General features: G+C 43.8%; 13 protein-coding genes. 6 read left to right on the forward strand and 7 right to left on the reverse strand.

Features of this window, described 5'->3' with window-relative positions:
* The first annotated feature begins 312 nt into the window (after positions 1–312).
* Together EXU30_RS17885 and EXU30_RS17890 are read left to right on the forward strand one after the other, a co-directional pair.
* Positions 313–1,191, forward strand: a complete 879-nt coding sequence (locus EXU30_RS17885; RefSeq protein ID WP_130602335.1) for a 6-carboxytetrahydropterin synthase — start codon at positions 313–315, stop codon at positions 1,189–1,191.
* 110 nt (positions 1,192–1,301) lie between these two features.
* Complete coding sequence (locus tag EXU30_RS17890) at positions 1,302–2,147, forward strand: M23 family metallopeptidase (RefSeq protein ID WP_130602337.1); 846 nt, start codon at positions 1,302–1,304, stop codon at positions 2,145–2,147.
* 101 nt (positions 2,148–2,248) lie between these two features.
* On the opposite strand, the gene EXU30_RS17895 is transcribed toward EXU30_RS17890, so the two are convergent.
* Positions 2,249–4,327: a S9 family peptidase gene (locus EXU30_RS17895; RefSeq protein ID WP_130602339.1), complete on the reverse strand. Its 2,079-nt coding sequence runs from the start codon at positions 4,325–4,327 to the stop codon at positions 2,249–2,251.
* Positions 4,328–4,608: 281 nt separating this feature from the next.
* On the opposite strand from EXU30_RS17895, the gene EXU30_RS17900 reads away from it, so the two are divergent.
* Positions 4,609–5,964, forward strand: a complete 1,356-nt coding sequence (locus EXU30_RS17900; protein ID WP_130602341.1) for a metal-dependent hydrolase family protein — start codon at positions 4,609–4,611, stop codon at positions 5,962–5,964.
* Positions 5,965–6,028: 64 nt separating this feature from the next.
* Here EXU30_RS17900 and EXU30_RS17905 read toward each other — a convergent pair whose 3' ends face one another.
* Both EXU30_RS17905 and EXU30_RS17910 read right to left on the reverse strand, forming a co-directional pair.
* Positions 6,029–6,586, reverse strand: coding sequence for a VOC family protein (locus tag EXU30_RS17905; RefSeq protein WP_130602343.1), 558 nt, complete (start codon positions 6,584–6,586; stop codon positions 6,029–6,031).
* Positions 6,587–6,636: 50 nt separating this feature from the next.
* On the reverse strand, positions 6,637–7,134 hold the full coding sequence (locus tag EXU30_RS17910) for a L,D-transpeptidase family protein (protein WP_130602345.1): 498 nt from the start codon (positions 7,132–7,134) through the stop codon (positions 6,637–6,639).
* A gap of 122 nt (positions 7,135–7,256) precedes the next feature.
* On the opposite strand from EXU30_RS17910, the gene EXU30_RS17915 reads away from it, so the two are divergent.
* Together EXU30_RS17915 and EXU30_RS17920 are read left to right on the forward strand one after the other, a co-directional pair.
* Positions 7,257–8,111 carry an ion transporter gene (locus tag EXU30_RS17915; protein ID WP_130602347.1) on the forward strand — a complete coding sequence of 285 codons (855 nt, stop codon included), beginning with the start codon at positions 7,257–7,259 and terminating at the stop codon, positions 8,109–8,111.
* Between the two features lie 7 nt (positions 8,112–8,118).
* A complete protein-coding gene (locus EXU30_RS17920) occupies positions 8,119–9,753 on the forward strand; it encodes an MATE family efflux transporter (protein WP_130602349.1) in 1,635 nt (544 codons plus the stop codon).
* A 106-nt stretch (positions 9,754–9,859) separates the two neighbouring features.
* Here the strand turns inward: EXU30_RS17920 and EXU30_RS17925 are convergent, their stop codons facing one another.
* From EXU30_RS17925 to EXU30_RS17940, 4 genes are all read right to left on the reverse strand, one after another.
* Positions 9,860–10,084 (reverse strand): DUF2986 domain-containing protein, encoded by a 225-nt coding sequence (locus EXU30_RS17925; protein ID WP_130602351.1) that lies wholly within the window; start codon positions 10,082–10,084, stop codon positions 9,860–9,862.
* A 258-nt stretch (positions 10,085–10,342) separates the two neighbouring features.
* Positions 10,343–10,792, reverse strand: coding sequence for a hypothetical protein (locus EXU30_RS17930; RefSeq protein WP_242620259.1), 450 nt, complete (start codon positions 10,790–10,792; stop codon positions 10,343–10,345).
* Between the two features lie 134 nt (positions 10,793–10,926).
* Positions 10,927–11,283 (reverse strand): glutaredoxin family protein, encoded by a 357-nt coding sequence (locus EXU30_RS17935; RefSeq protein ID WP_130602355.1) that lies wholly within the window; start codon positions 11,281–11,283, stop codon positions 10,927–10,929.
* A gap of 292 nt (positions 11,284–11,575) precedes the next feature.
* Positions 11,576–14,773 (reverse strand): DUF748 domain-containing protein, encoded by a 3,198-nt coding sequence (locus tag EXU30_RS17940; protein ID WP_130602357.1) that lies wholly within the window; start codon positions 14,771–14,773, stop codon positions 11,576–11,578.
* A gap of 342 nt (positions 14,774–15,115) precedes the next feature.
* Between EXU30_RS17940 and EXU30_RS17945 the strand changes: the two genes are divergently transcribed.
* The gene (locus EXU30_RS17945) at positions 15,116–15,496 is read left to right on the forward strand and encodes a GNAT family N-acetyltransferase (protein ID WP_130602359.1); all 381 of its coding nucleotides are present in this window, start codon (positions 15,116–15,118) and stop codon (positions 15,494–15,496) included.
* Positions 15,497–15,535: the final 39 nt, after the last annotated feature.

Consider the following 15,535-nt stretch of genomic DNA (forward strand, 5'->3'; position numbering starts at 1 on the left):
CAAAGAGCTTAGTTTGTTGCGAGCCCTGTTGTTAAGATCAATTTGTTTAGATGACTAGACGTCATCGCTCACGTCGCGATTAAAGTGCTTTTAATTCGAACAAATTCTAATCAGCAAAGATCAGCAGCCCCTCGCAAGCGCATGAGACTCTAGAAATATCTTGCCAATAGAATGTTAACAGACAGAAAACTTATTTAGGTTTGACTCGCTCCACCCACTGATATTGTTTAGAATACCTAAATCTTGCCCGCTAGCCAGTTGCTATCTGGGCCAAATTATCAGGGTGGACTGTTTTTCTGCCTGGGAGAGTAAATGCAATTATTTGTAAAAGACCTAACCGTTATTGATTTTTCTTACCTGTGCCCAATCCGCGGTATGGTGGGCGAAAGTTGGATAGTCGATGTGTTGCTTGTTGGTGGTTTAGATGAGCAAAATATGGTGCTGGATTTTGGTAAGGTCAAAAAAGTCATTAAGGCGACTATTGATGATGTTGCTGATCATCGACTGTTAATTCCTACAGCATGCAGTCAGGTTCGATGGCAACAAAAAGGCGATAGAGTATGGATGGACTTTGATAGCGAACAAGGTTCAATTCACCTTGCTTGTCCTTCTCAAGCATTTGCGCTCGTACCGACAGAAGTGATTGATTTTGATAGTGTGAATGCCTTCTTACAAAAGGCGTTGGCTGAAGTATTACCTGGCAACGTCCATGGTATTAGCCTGACGTTGCGCAATGAGGTGCTTTCAACGCCTTATTATCATTACAGTCATGGGCTTAAAAAGCATGATGGCAATTGCCAGCGTATTGCTCACGGGCATCGCAGTCCTGTCACCGTTTTTGAAAATGGCGTCGCAGAACCTAAATGGGATGCATTTTGGGCCAAGCGCTGGAAAGATATCTATCTCGGTTCTCAAGACGATGTGGTTGACGTGGCGAGCCTGGAGTTATCAGCGCAAGCCAATGTTACAGATGACTCTCACTTTGGTTTTCACTACCAGGCCCCGCAAGGAGACTTTCAATTAGCCATGCCAAAAGCATGCTGTGAAATCATTCCCCACGACACCACGGTTGAGCTTTTAGCTGAATATATGGCGAATACCCTACATGAGCAGCAGCCACAAAGCAGTTTTAAAGTGATTGCGTTTGAAGGCATTGGCAAAGGTGCTATCAGTACTCGTGAAGCACAATAGGCCCATGAAGAAAAGTAGGCTCGTGAAGCAAAGCGCTTTTAAACCCAAACTCTAATTGGTACAAGCCGGCAAATACACCCAAGAACATAATAAAAATCAAAGGGAAGGTAATGTTCAAATCATTATGGATATCTAGCGCAGTCATTTCTTCGTTATTGACTATGCCTGCCTTTGCTCAACTTGAACTGCAAGGCAAGTTTGAGCAAGGGGCGCTTATACGTGGCTCTGTGCCTGCAGGCGCTAAAGTGAAACTGAATGGTGAAGTCATCAAGGTAACAGCAGACGGACGTTTTGCATTTGGTTTTGAGCGTGATGCAGAGCTTGAACAGTCGTTAGAGGTGGTTTATCCAGATGGCTTAACTGAAATTAAACCACTGAAAGTCAATAAGAGAGAATACAAGATTGATCGGATTGAGGGGATCAGTAAAAAGATCATGAAACCCAATCCGCAAGCCCAGGCTCGTGCAGCCAAGGATGCTAAGCAGGTGCGAGCCGCGCGTGATACATTCAGTGAACACGCTTTCTTCACTCAAGACTTTATATGGCCTGTAACTGGGCGTATATCGGGTGTATATGGCAGCCAGCGCGTTTACAATGGTAAACCTGGTAACCCGCACTATGGCGTTGATATCGCAAGACCTACAGGTACAGTCGTTGTTGCGCCAGCGGATGGTGTCGTCACGTTAGCTGTTCCAGATATGTTTTATTCTGGTGGCACCGTTATTATCGATCATGGTTATGGTGTAAGTTCAACGTTCATCCACTTACATAAGATTTATGCCAAGGTAGGTGACAAGGTTAAACAAGGGCAAGATGTCGCCGAGATTGGGGCTACTGGCAGGGTAACAGGCCCGCATTTAGATTGGCGAGTCAACTGGTTTCAGATGCGCTTAGATCCAACAACACTCGTGCCGCCTATGTCGACGGTATTAAAGCAGCAAAAAACGGCTAAATAGTATTAATCACTATATTTGGTCATATCAATATTAAACAACAAAGGCGTCAGTATTTACTGACGCCTTTTTACTTTCTAACTAGTTGTTTTGTTAACTAAAGCCTAAGGGTGCTGCTCAAACCACCATAAGATATGAGCTACTTTCGACATTAAGTTGCTTGGACGTTTATAGATGCCGTGGGGAGCATCAGGGATCCGCACCATAGCCGTGGGGATATTTCTAAGTTTTAACGCTTGGTAATATTGCTCGGTTTCGCCGATTGGCGTTCTCAAGTCAGCTTCACCAGTAAGTAACATTGTTGGTGTGGTCACATTACCTACATAGCTAAGTGGAGAGAGCTTCATATAATGCTCAGGGTCTTCCCATGGCATTTTTTCAAACCAGTTTTTTATCACAAAACTATGAATGTCAGTCGTCAGTGTAAAGCTAATCCAATTGATAACAGGCTTGGCGACGACAGCAGCTTTAAATCTATCTGTATGGCCAATTATCCAAGATGTTAGTACGCCGCCACCTGAGCCGCCAGTCACATATAGCTTGTCTGTATCAACCGCTTCAGTCGCGATAACACCGTCAACTACACTCATTAAGTCATCATAATCCTGGCTCGGATAATTGTTGTAGATGGTTTGCGCGAACTCTTTACCATAGCTGTCACTGCCTCTTGGGTTGGCATAAACCACAACATAACCTTGTGCAGCCATTAGCTGGATTTCTGCCGCAAAATGAGGTCCGTAGTTGGTGACGGGGCCACCATGAATTTCGAGAATTAGTGGCAGTTTCTTACCTTGGTTCTTTAATGCTTCATAGTTTGGCGGTAGGGCAATCCAGGCTTGAATAGGTCGCTGATCGTAAGATGACTTAACTGTTATTTCTTTGATACTTGCTAGTTGCTTGTGATCCAGTGCATCTGCGTTCAGGTCGGTAAGTTGCTCGGTTTTACCTTTGCGAGTGATTGCCACGTCAGCAGGGCGTTGCGGATCAGAAAAGGTATAAGCCAGAGTGCCATTTTCTGAGACATCAAACTGCGCGCCAGTATAAGGGCGCCCGAAAGATAACCCTCCAAGGTTTTTAGCCATACGTTTGCGTTTACCTGAAAGGGCTTGATGGTCAACAAAGGTCTCACCATGATCGTGGTACATCATGTATACGCCTTTGCTGTTTGATGACCATTTGATGCTGTTAATTGATCTATCAAGGTTTTTGGTCAGGCTACGCTGCTCACTACCATCTAAGTTCATTACCATTAGTTCTACATTTTGGTAGTTGCGATAGTTCTGTTTCGCGTTCAGATATGCGATGTATTTACCATTAGGTGACACAATAGGTGACGAGGTTGTGCCAAGTTCATCAGTAAGCTGCTTAGGTTCGCCTGAATTTAACTCTAGAGCGAAGATATTGCTGTTAGTCCATTCTTGTTTTGACTCATCCAATTCGTTAACAGCGTAGAGCAGGGTTTTGCTGTCTTTGCTCCAGCTTATGGCACCATTGTGATTAGACTTTGCGAAAGTCACTTGTCTCGGGCTGCCACCATCAGCTGACATAATGAATATTTGTTGATAGCCATTGTTTAGATTACCCACGCCATCAAAACGGTAGTACATGCTATCGACAAACACTGCAGGCTTAGCCCAATCCGCTTTCGCTGGCTTACCCGGTAAATTCACAACCGGCTGAGTTTTTTCTGCAACAAATTGGGTAAATGCTAGGTATTTTTCATCGGGTGACCAAACCACTTTACTTGGCATTGATGACAGATTGGAGATCCGTGCTGTCTGCCCTGACTCAAGCCATTTCATATGGATTTGCACTGAGCCTGTCTCGTCAGATAAATAGGCTAAGCGGTCATTACTTGGAGATAAACTCGGTGCAAAATCGTTCTTTAATCCCGTGGTAACCGGAGTCAGCTGACCTTGTTTCGACACCTGCCAGATATTAGTCAGCTTTCTATCTGTATTGATGTCCATGTAATTTCGAACAAAATAAACCTGCTTCGCATCTTTAGTGATATTAATATTTGATGCATATTCAAGGGTAAATATGTCCTCTAATTGCAGGGCGTTCTCTGGCTTGTTAAGCCCGCTGCTTTGAGGTGTTAGTTTAGATGTAGATAGTGGCTCTGAATTGACATTTGCCGTCCATAAGGCCGCGAGTGAAAGAGCTACCGCGAGTGCTTTCATGTAGTTAATCCCTAATAGTTTATAGCGCTAAGTGAGATTACGCTAACATAGGTTGATGGATAAGTGAACTTATGTGAATTGTGATTTACATTAATCTTTGCTCGATATATATTCAATAATGGCAACAAACTGCTAATCAGCAAATACAACACAAAACAACACCAAAACTACAAAAGTACGCCTTATTGCAAGGCAATTTAGTCATAGACAGCTGGGGCTTAGACATCCCGGCCATAGACTACCAAGTCATTGAAAGCACTGCTTTAGGGAGCATAGCGCAGATGGAACTATCAAGATTACCTCGTCAATTTAATCGATTAAAAACGACTTCGATATTAGTAGCGGCAGCAACCTTATCTTTTAATTACGCCGTTGCATCAACAAGTCTAGCTTCTCACAATGATGGCAAGGGTGCGACTGTCATTCATGCGGGTACTTTACTTGCTGAGCCAGGCAAAAAGCCGCTATCAAATTACACTGTTGTGATCGAATCCGGTGAAATTAAAGCGGTAGAGCAAGGTTTTGTCACCCCAAATAAATATGGTGACAATGCGCAGTTAATTGACCTAAAAGATAGCTTTGTGATGCCGGGCTTAATGGATATGCACGTGCATTTACAAATGGAGCTGGGCCCACACAACACAGAGGAAATCGTTAAGCTGTCTGATGCTGATGTCGCCATGCAAAGTGTTGCTTATGCTAAAAAGACACTGCAATCAGGGTTTACCACGGTACGTGATTTATTAAGTAAGCCTGAGCAAATGTATGCGCTGCGTGATGGGGTAGAAAAAGGCTGGATTGAAGGACCACGTATTATAGCGGCAGCAGGTATTGCCATTACTGGCGGTCACTTAGATGTCGATGGAATGGCACCTGATTTACTTGCGCTTAAATCATCAAAAACGATTTGCGATGGTCCTTATGAGTGTCGTAAGGCCACACGTTTGGCGATTAAATATGGTGCAGATGCCATTAAAGTTGCCTCTACCGGCGGTGTACTGTCTGACACTAACACGGGTACGGGGCAGCAAATGACCAACAATGAGCTTAAAGAGATTGTGGATACCGCCCATGCACTCGGCCGTAAAGTTGCCAGTCATGCCCATGCGACGGCTGGGATTAACGCTGCGCTTCGCGCTGGGGTTGATAGTATTGAGCACGGCAGCTACGCTGACAAAACCTCAATTAAGCTGTTTAAGAAAAATGGCGCCTATCTAGTGCCAACACTACTTGCAGGTGCAACCGTGGTGGATATGGCGACCAACTCTAGCTTTATGTCTGCGCCAATTAAAGCCAAGGCGATTCGAGTTGGTAAGGACATGCTAGATAACTTTAATCGCTCTTACAAAGCAGGGGTTAAGATCGCTTTTGGCACCGATAGCGGTGTTTCAAGACATGGTACAAATGCCCAAGAAGCTGTGTTGATGCACAAAGCGGGTATGCCAGCTGCTGAGATCCTAAAGTCAGCTACGGTAAATGGCGCAGACTTGATTGGTATGAGCGATAAGCTTGGCACAATTGAGGTGGGCAAATATGCCGACATTATCGCCTTAGACAATAGCCCACTAGAGGATATCAGTGAGCTGTTGGATGTCGATTTCGTAATGAAAGCAGGCAAGGTGTATAAGCACCAATAAGCGTTTATTGGTTTGTTACAACTAAAAAGGAGCCTCGGCTCCTTTTTCGCTTTTTGGGTTAGTGTTACTGCTCACTAGCAATGATGGCTTCAATCGTGTGTGGGTGAACTTTAACGCACAGATTGTCATGTTTAAATGCAATCGTTGGGTTGGCTAGCCTTTCATTGTCACCTTTTGGTGAGCTCATTTTGACCTTGATGTCGGTTTCACCTGCGAGCACGCCTTGCAGGCTAGGTACGCGGGCGACTAATTCACTGGCTAAGTCATCACAACTGCTCACGTTTACTGGCAACACTAGCTCAATGTGCTCCCAGCCTTCAACGGGGTAAACTTTTGAAGATGGGAAGGGCAGCTCAACACAGCTAATTGCTTGCTCACCGAGCATTAGTGGTTGGTCAAGCTTGATGATCAGAATGGGTCTGCCGTTGATCATATTATTGGAGATGACTTGTCCATTTTCAGCGAATGCTTGCGCTAACTGCTGTGCAGATTCAGTCGAGTTTGCTCGCAGCGCACAGTGGTCGCACTCAAGCGATAGTTTATCTAGACCGAGTCGCACGACAAGTTTGCTGATGTCGTTAGAAAATTGCGGCCAGGATTGCTGTAAAGTTTGATAATTCATAATGTTATATCTATTTGAGAGATTAGATGTGCAAAGCACAACATTCAAAGCTAAGGCCAGATTTCAATTGGCGTACCTGGGTCGATCACCTGCCACAGCTCATCCATTTCCTTGTTGGTGACCGCAATACAGCCATTGGTCCAATTATATTTTTGTTGCTCAAGCGGCGGCAGTTTTGATTTTGGGTTTTCGCCGTGGATCATAATCAATCCGCCAGGGCTTATACCCAATGCTTTAGCGCGCAGCTTATCTTCTTCATTTGGGTATGAGATATGAATTGAGCGATAGAAAGCGCTGTCTGACTTTTTGTAATCGAGAATATATCGCCCTTGCGGAGTACGTTGATCGCCTTCTGTCAGCTTATGACCCTGCGGCGCATCGCCCATGGCAATGTGGTAGGTTTTAAGCACTTTGCCTTGGCGGAGGATCTGCATCGAGGATTCAGATTTCTTGACGATAACTAAATCTGCTTTTCCAGATAGTGCGTGAGCGAATGAGCTAGATAATGATACTAGTACACAGAGTGTTACACAAAATAGGCGCAGCATGCGTTTTCTCTAATGAATGAGTTTATTATTTTAATTAATCAGTCGTAGAGTGTAACCATCTGAACGTATAATTGATATTGTTTTAGACTCACTGTTGATTGTTAAGGATTAAAAACGTATTTATGGGAGCTCCAGCCGACAATGACACGCCGCTAAAGCAGCAACTGCGCGGCATTATTTTTGGAACTAATACCACGGCAGGTCGTTATTTCGACTTAATTCTAATGGTATGCATTATTTTGAGCGTCGGTTTAATTCTAATCGACACCATTGAGCCTATTCATCAGGCTTATGGTGGTGTAATACGCGTTGCCGAGTGGATCTTTACCATCATATTTACCATAGAGTATTTAGTGCGTTTGTACTGCTCAATTAATCGCTGGCATTATGCGCGAAGCTTTTTTGGTGTGGTGGACTTGGTGTCGATTTTACCTAGCTACCTGGCGCTAATATTTCCAGGTGCCAATTTTGCGCTGGCGATACGGATACTGCGCCTATTTAGGATTTTTAGAGTATTAAAACTGCTACGTTATTTGAGTGAAGGCAATATCTTGCTGCGTGCTATGGTGCACTCGAGTCGCAAGATATTTATTTTCTTCTTTTCGGTCAGTCTTATCGTATTAGTGTTAAGTGTGATCATGTATGTCATTGAAGGGCCGCAGAATGGATTTAGCTCGATTCCGAAAGCCATGTACTGGACCATTGTGACAATAACCACGGTAGGTTATGGCGATATTACGCCGCAAACATCGTTAGGGCAGGCGATTGCAGCAGCCACCATGTTAATTGGCTATTCGATTTTAGCTATTCCTACGGGCATTTTAACGGCAGAAATTTCTCAAGAAATGGGGCGCGAACGAGATTTACGCAAATGCAGCAACTGTGGTCATAAAGGCCACGACAAGAATGCTAGTTATTGTAATCACTGTGGTACTGAGCTCGAATCACTAGAACTAGAAATTGAACAAAAGGACTAATCATTTCATGAGCACCACTGCAAAGTTTTTAGAAGGCTCAATACTGCGACATATTTTAGTGATGAGCTCGACAGCCGCCATTGGTATTTCGGCGCTGTTTGTGGTCGATTTACTCGACATGTTCTTCTTAAGTTTACTCGGAGAACAAGAACTCGCCGCTGCTGTGGGCTATGCTGGGACAGTATCGTTTTTTACCACGTCTATCGGTATTGGTCTGTCCATCGCACTTGGTGCTTTGGTGTCAAAAGCGGTTGGGGCAAAACAAGATAAACAAGCCAAGCGCCTATTTTTAAACAGCGCTGTTGTTACGGTAATTACCAGCTCGTTAGTGGCTGTGCTGGTGTTGTTTTTTGTGCCAGAAATCCTCGCCATGATAGGTGCGAGTGGTAAAACTGCTGAGCTGGCACAAAGCTATCTGTATATTTTGGTACCGTCATTACCCGTTATTAGCTTAGCAATGGCGCTTGGCGGCGCGTTAAGGGCAGTCGGTGATGCCAAACTGTCGATGATGTCGACGCTTGCTGGTGGCGGTGTTAACGCCGTGCTCGACCCGATATTTATCTTTTTGTTGTCAATGGGAATCGAAGGTGCGGCAGTTGCATCAGTATGCTCACGTTTTGCTGTGTTGTTTATTTCAACCTATGGCGTGGTGGTTAAGCATAAGTTGATGGGCAAGTTTAGCTTCAATGAGTTTGTTGAAGACTTACCCACTATTTTTGCTATCGCAGGACCTGCAATGCTAACCAATATTGCCACGCCAATCGGTAATGCGGTGGTTACCCGCGCGATTGCGGACTTTGGTGATAGTTATGTTGCTGGTTGGGCTGTGCTAGGCAGGCTTATTCCTGTCACCTTCGGTATGATTTTCGCGCTGTCAGGCGCTATTGGTCCTATTGTTGGGCAAAACTTTGGTGCCAATGACTTTGGTCGCGTTAGAGAGACCCTTACTCGCTCGATTCAATTCTGTGTGGTGTTCGTATTGGGCATGTCACTGATCTTGTTTTTACTTAGACATCAAATAGTTGATGTATTTGACATGAGTGGTGACGCAGCTGACATCATTCTATTCTTCTGTCAGTACATCGCGGTATTCTTTATATTCAACGGCATTTTATTTGTTGCCAACGCGTCATTTAACAACTTGGGTAAAGCTAAATACTCAACCTTCTTTAATGTTGGCAAGGCGACAATTGGTACCATTCCATTTGTTTATGTTGGCGCAATGATCGGCGGCTGGCACGGCGTGCTGATTGGTCAGGTACTTGGTGCAATTTTGTTTGGCGTAATTGGTGTGTGGGTGGCATATCGCCACGTTGATAAACTGGCGATGATTGACCAGTTAAACCGCCAGCAACAAGTACAACAAGCCACTATCGAATCGCACCATGCTGATGACAAGCAGCAAACTGTTGATGGTATTAGTGGTGCTAGTGACGATACTGAAGACGATAAGGTAATGTCTGACTCATCGGTGTGCTCTGCGCCGCTATCTTCAGCTTGTGCGCAACTCGCTCAGTTAGATGAAGAGCCGCTTTGTCATCAAATCGCTAAGTCACAAGCCTCTGCAGAAGATGGCAGTAATGACAATCACTCTGATTCTAGTGACTCCAGCAATACGGCCAATGGAAAACCTAAGGAATAGTGGGTTGTTTATGCGGTTAAGTATAGAAAATACTAAAGGGCCAGATTAGGCCCTTTATTGTTGGAAGTCTTTAGCTAACGTCAGTTATTGCTTATGCCGCTTTTGTTTACTCTGCTACATCAGTGCTTAATTGGTCGTCAGCGTTTGTTTGAGCATCTGCGGTGTTAGCTTCATTTAGATTTGTGTCTTGCTCTGCCGCCAATTTCGCACGCTCAGCTTTTGAAATATAACGCTCTTTTGGCTTGCTGCTTGGGTTCGGCATCGCTGTTTTATTCTTCTTTGCCTTGGCTCGCTTAGCCATTTTCTTATTCATCTGCTGTTTTTTGTTCATCGTTGCCACTCTATTTCAATGGGCAGAAATAAGCTGGTGTTTGTTTGATTCAAGCGATCAATTCAAGCTTATTGGCGCACAAACTTGATTTAGCTTGAGCACGTTAATACTGCGGTTGTTACCTAACCTGAGCTCAGGTTACTGATTGCGGCGATTATAGCACGCTTAAGTGATGACTAAAGCAAAGGCTTTAATGCTTCTTCGATTAAAGCCTACTTTTTGAAAGTTTAGGACTGTGAGAATCTCTAGTGATAGTAGTTAGCGGCCGAACTTTTCAATGTCTGCTTCTGTTGCCCCTTCATTGCATTCACCACGAATTTCAGCTCTGTCGCTGGTTACATAGCGGCTTAGCTCGATATAGCCAGTTTGGCAGTAGCCTGTCATTGCCAGAGTTTTAACTAACCCTACTTCAACGTGCTCGCCCCAAGCTTCAAGCATTTCTTGCTTGCGTGCTTGTTCTCTACGATAACTACTTGCATCTTGTTTCTTGCGTGAAATCCGCTGGTTGTGAGGGAGGTCATCATCAATGCCGCGCTGTGAGCTGGTGGCTAAACTTGCTCTGTAGGTAAATAGCTTGATGTCTTTGCCTTTAATTTGGGTGGAAAATCTATCTTTGTAGCGCCCGGCAAACTCTTGTGGATCCACAGGGCTTGCGCTGCACGCACATAATGAAGCTAGCGCAATGACAATTAAGCTTTGGCGTAACATGATGGTTCTCTTAAATTATTTTTATCTAGGATACGAGATTTCGCGGGTGAAACAAATCAAATTTACCGATAAAAAAGCCGATACGAATATCGGCATTGCTTATATTGTGTCGCTAATGAGCTTCTGGTCAGTGACTAGGCAAACTTTTGATTTAAGTAGCCAATAATTTCACTTGATTCATATAGCCATTGTGTTTGGCCATCTTCAACAATTTTTAAGCATGGAACTTGCAGTTTGCCGCCTTGGGTTTCAAGTTCATTTTTATTTTGCTCTTGCTTGGCGTCTATGGTCGTAATGTTTAAGCTTTGACGACGCATTTCGCGGCGTACTTTCACGCAGAAAGGGCAAGCTTTGTATTGGTAAAGCGACAGGGATTGCGTTGCTTGGTCTATACGTTGCTGTTCAGTCACAGGACGTTGGCGCTTTTTAGGGGAAAACACAAAGTCAAAAAATAAGATGATACGGCCCAATATCCAACGAATAATAAACATACTGCCTCGCTTACAAATGAACTTAGTTAATGTTTGGGTAATAGCTTGGATGCGAATCTTACTTGAAGTGAGTCACACTTTAAAGGGGTGAGGTTGGTGTGGTGTTATCAATTAAGGGGGATTAAGTTAATTTCTTTTCGGGTTGCAAGGCTAGCTTAGGTTTAGCAACATCTCTTGTGGCAAAAATAATGCACGCAGGTTAGCGGCTGCGTGCATTACGAAACAGTGGAACTAGTCTATGTTTGAACCAGAGTTAAGTCGCTCATGGCGTATATGTGGTTAGTATCTCGTATTAGTCAGCATCCAGCCCAATCACGACTTTGGCTTCATCCTGGGCATAGTTAACTCTACTTTCTAGCAGGAAAATACGACTAGGATCGATTTTACCTTGCTCAACCAGATAGGTCTTCACTGCTGTTGCTCGCGCGTGGGCGAGCTCTCCTAAATCGTTTTCATCCAGTTCAATCGTATTGACCAATTGATTATAGAGCGATATATGCAAGCGAGTTTGCTGCGCTTGTGGCGACAAACCCGGGAGATCGTTTTCTATCGCAGCTAGTGCAGTCTGGCGTTGCTCAATGCCAAATTGCTCGTCATATAGCGCAATCAGTGAATCAATGACTGTTCCAGACTCGGGTAAGCCGCTTGCACTTAAGTCCATAATGTCGGCATAGTTTAGTGCAGCACGTTTGCTAAGGGTTTGCTTGAAAGCATCTTCTTTTAGTGACTGACTATCTGATACTGCTTCTACTGCGCCTTTAAGGTTGAGTTTTAAAAGCGGTCTATCAACTAAGGCTTTGGCTAGAGAGTCTAACTTAGACTTATCATCTTCGGTGATGTTGGCACTACCAAATTCAAACTGCACGTTTTCCATGTCATCGTCTTCAGCGACCAGGCCAGCCAATAAGCTAAACGGTGCGGTGACAGCCTTAGTTATCACGTTGGTCATCGCTTTTAATATGATGCCGCCAAAACTAAAACTTGGCGAGTCTAAATCACCCTCGACATCTACGCCTAAATCGATTACCCCGTTTCTATCTTGCAGCAGTGCGATAGCCAAACTGATTGGTAAACTGGTTGCCAGGCTACTGTTACTGGGTTTACCTAGCTCTAGCTGGTCAATTACCACGTGGTTACTTCCTTTTAAGGCATTATCTTGCAGCTGATAATTTAGGTTAATCGACAGTTGGCCTCGGTCGATATAGTAGCCTGCATAGGTACCTGAATATGGATTAACTGATGTCAACTCAACCTTATTAAACTGTAAGTTAAGGTCAACATAAGGCTCTGCAAGCAGCGGGTTAACTTCACCTTTTAGACTCATTGGAGCATAACGGTCAATTTTGCCTTGTAAGTCGACGCTCGCACGGGTTTCAGGTGTTGTTGATAGCTTTTTAATGCTGCCATTCAGCATTTCAATTCCTGAGGCAAACTGCGGCGTTAAGCTGTCGTCTGCAAAAAATGCTGAGCTATCGTGGATATTGATAGCATTTACATCAATGGCTAATGAATTAGCGTCACTGGGCTCATTGTTTTGACTCTGACTTTGTTTCTGTGCCAGATTTTGCGCCTCTATATTAGTTTGAGTGTCTTTGCCAGTGTTTGTCGTTTCACCGTCTTCACCTGAGTTGTCAGTTTGTTCGATGATGAGATGGCCAATATTGTTGGTACCGTCTTCATCAATCACAATGCGGCTAAACATCTGGTGAAAGTCGATTTGATCGATAGCCAGTTTGTTTTGCTTTAGGTTAAAGTCAAATTGATTAAGCTTCATGTCCTGCCAGGCGATTAGCGGCGTTTGCAGCAGATTATCTTCAATATCAAGTTGATAAGCATTAACGCTGCCTTGCACGGTAATATTACCGTCTTGAGTTTGCGGCTCAATGCTCACATTGCCTGCAGTTCCGATATAACCATTGTTGATACTGACGTTGATGAACGGCGACACGTATGGCTGTAAGGCTGAGAGTGGGAAGTCCTGCATTTGATAGGCGATTTGCGCAGCTTGCTGCTGTATGTCTAGCTTGCCTTCAAGACTCAGTTGCCCATCTTGTTGGATAGTAAATTGTAATTTGTATTCAAGCTCACCAGCAAGATCTGAGCGAACTTCTCCCGTGGTAAGTGCAAGCTCACCGATTTGCCATTGATTAGCTGTTTGATTGGCAATTGATTCAATAATATTGAGCTGATAATTGCTGATTTCAATGCCGTTGATTACCGCTACTAGCTCACTAGTATCGGCTGCATCAACTTGGTTGCCAGCTTGAGCTTCTGGCTTGCTTTGGTCTTGTGGTGGTGTCTGTGCTTGATCTTTTGCCTGCTCTTGTGTTTGTGAAGTCTGAATTAAGTAAGCAGGAAGTTCAGGAGTTAATAGGCGCTGAAGATCGCTGCCGTCTGCGCTAATATTGGCGTCAACTTTGAGGTTATCTGATTTGAGTTTAGTTATCGTAAGCTGCTGGGCTAAGGAGTCGAAGCTAATATCAGCCAGCGCAAAGCTGCCAAGCTCAATAAAGGCTTGCTCAGAGTTTGGTGCGTGAAAACGCACATCATCTAATGATAATTGGCCATTACTCAGTGCCAGTACGTCTGACTCTTGGTCGAAGTTTACACTGCCCGATAGGCCAATAAATGCCGACCGTAAATCGGCTTCTAGCCATTGGTCGATAAATTGATAGTAATAACTCAAGTCAAATTGGGTTAGGTTAATGCGGCTATGCAGCTTAAGTGGTTTTAGTTGTACGCCGCCGCTAATGCTTAGTTGGCTGCTAGCGTCATCGATTAAGCTAAAGCTAAATTGGTTTGCTTGTATCTGACTTTGGTCTCGCTGTTCGCTATTGAGGTTTGCTCGGGTGTCAAAGTCGTAAATTGCTAGATTGATATTGGGGTAATTAATCTTACTAGCAGTTGCTTTGTCTTCAATCGATAGTGCTGCAGCAGTTATGTTCAGTTGCTTAATTTGCAATGGGAACAGCGCTTGAGCATGGTCATCCGTGGTAGTTGGCTGCTGTTTTTGTTCCGGTGCAAAGTAGGCGCTCGCTTGTGTGATGATGTCGTCAAAATTAAATTGAGGCGAGGTCAGCTCTTCACTTAGCTGAGCAATTTTTGCTTGCGGAGCATCTAGGCTTATCTTATCAAATACTACTGCAAACTCGGTAATTGACTGCCAAAAGCTTACGTTGGCGTAAAACTGTTTAAAGAGAACGAAATCACCACTCGTACTAGTATCAGCAGCACTGGCATCAGCAGCGATAGCAAAGTCGGTAATTGTCGATTCTAGAGTGAAGGGGTTGATTTTGATTTCAGTGATTGAAACGTCACGACCGGTAATCTCAGACAGTTGCTTTGGTAATTGCTGTTTAAGCAGTGCAGGTGTGACTATACCTAAGATTAGGCAATACAGAGCGTAGCTAACTAATAAATAGACCGCCACTCGTTGATACTTTGGGCGCTGGAGGAATGCTTGTTTAAAGCTTTGCAAAGTTTGCTTCATGTGAGGTCACTGCAAGAATACTGATTCAACTATTTTAACGAAAGGTGTCAAAAAAAACTCGCTCTTTTTATAGTGCAATCGTCTGAATTAATATTTACATGGACAAAAAATGGTCGCTTGGTTAACATCATGTAAATATAAATTTTTTCAGCGTAATGCGTACGTTGTTCTATAATCCAGCTATGTGATAATGTTGAGTAACATATTATTATGTTGTCAGATGTTTGGCGCGGGTTTTAATCATTCCCATAGCCTTTATCATGCAAATGTAGTATCACTTAGATTGTGATTGATTATAAGTGCAGCCGTTTTAGTTTGGTCAATATTATTCAAGGATGAAAAATGCAAATTCGCCTCGCCGTAAACCTAGACCTTGAACCTCTCAGCCACCTGTTGAATCAGTACCGTAATCAGCTTGATTATGAGAAAGATTATCAAGCATGTAGAAGCTTTCTTATTAATCGATTATCAGAAAATGACTCGATCATTTTTGTTGCACTTAAAGGTGACGAGCTGGTCGGCTTTATCCAATTATACCCATCGTTTTCTTCGCTTCATTTAAAGCCAGTATGGCATTTAGAAGATGCGTTTGTTATCGACGATTTTCGCCATCAAGGCATTGCTGGCATGATGCTTGAGAAGGCTAAGCAATTAGCCGATGGTACAGAGGTATTGTTGATTAACAACAAAATCGACATTGAACAGACCGAAATGATTGCATAATAGTAGTGATCCAAAGCACTGAGTTTTAACGCCCGTGCT

It is taken from the genome of Shewanella maritima (assembly GCF_004295345.1).
Classification (GTDB): domain Bacteria; phylum Pseudomonadota; class Gammaproteobacteria; order Enterobacterales; family Shewanellaceae; genus Shewanella; species Shewanella maritima.

What these genes read in the sequence shown, in the direction of transcription:
- EXU30_RS17920 (WP_130602349.1), top strand. Translation starts at nt 8,119, where the DNA reads ATGAGCACCACTGCAAAGTTTTTAGAAGGCTCAATACTGCGACATATT.
- EXU30_RS17910 (WP_130602345.1), bottom strand. Translation starts at nt 7,134, where the DNA reads ATGCTGCGCCTATTTTGTGTAACACTCTGTGTACTAGTATCATTATCT.
- EXU30_RS17930 (WP_242620259.1), bottom strand. Translation starts at nt 10,792, where the DNA reads ATGTTACGCCAAAGCTTAATTGTCATTGCGCTAGCTTCATTATGTGCG.
- EXU30_RS17890 (WP_130602337.1), top strand. Translation starts at nt 1,302, where the DNA reads ATGTTCAAATCATTATGGATATCTAGCGCAGTCATTTCTTCGTTATTG.
- EXU30_RS17935 (WP_130602355.1), bottom strand. Translation starts at nt 11,283, where the DNA reads ATGTTTATTATTCGTTGGATATTGGGCCGTATCATCTTATTTTTTGAC.
- EXU30_RS17945 (WP_130602359.1), top strand. Translation starts at nt 15,116, where the DNA reads ATGCAAATTCGCCTCGCCGTAAACCTAGACCTTGAACCTCTCAGCCAC.
- EXU30_RS17905 (WP_130602343.1), bottom strand. Translation starts at nt 6,586, where the DNA reads ATGAATTATCAAACTTTACAGCAATCCTGGCCGCAATTTTCTAACGAC.
- EXU30_RS17885 (WP_130602335.1), top strand. Translation starts at nt 313, where the DNA reads ATGCAATTATTTGTAAAAGACCTAACCGTTATTGATTTTTCTTACCTG.
- EXU30_RS17925 (WP_130602351.1), bottom strand. Translation starts at nt 10,084, where the DNA reads ATGAACAAAAAACAGCAGATGAATAAGAAAATGGCTAAGCGAGCCAAG.
- EXU30_RS17895 (WP_130602339.1), bottom strand. Translation starts at nt 4,327, where the DNA reads ATGAAAGCACTCGCGGTAGCTCTTTCACTCGCGGCCTTATGGACGGCA.
- EXU30_RS17940 (WP_130602357.1), bottom strand. Translation starts at nt 14,773, where the DNA reads ATGAAGCAAACTTTGCAAAGCTTTAAACAAGCATTCCTCCAGCGCCCA.
- EXU30_RS17900 (WP_130602341.1), top strand. Translation starts at nt 4,609, where the DNA reads ATGGAACTATCAAGATTACCTCGTCAATTTAATCGATTAAAAACGACT.
- EXU30_RS17915 (WP_130602347.1), top strand. Translation starts at nt 7,257, where the DNA reads ATGGGAGCTCCAGCCGACAATGACACGCCGCTAAAGCAGCAACTGCGC.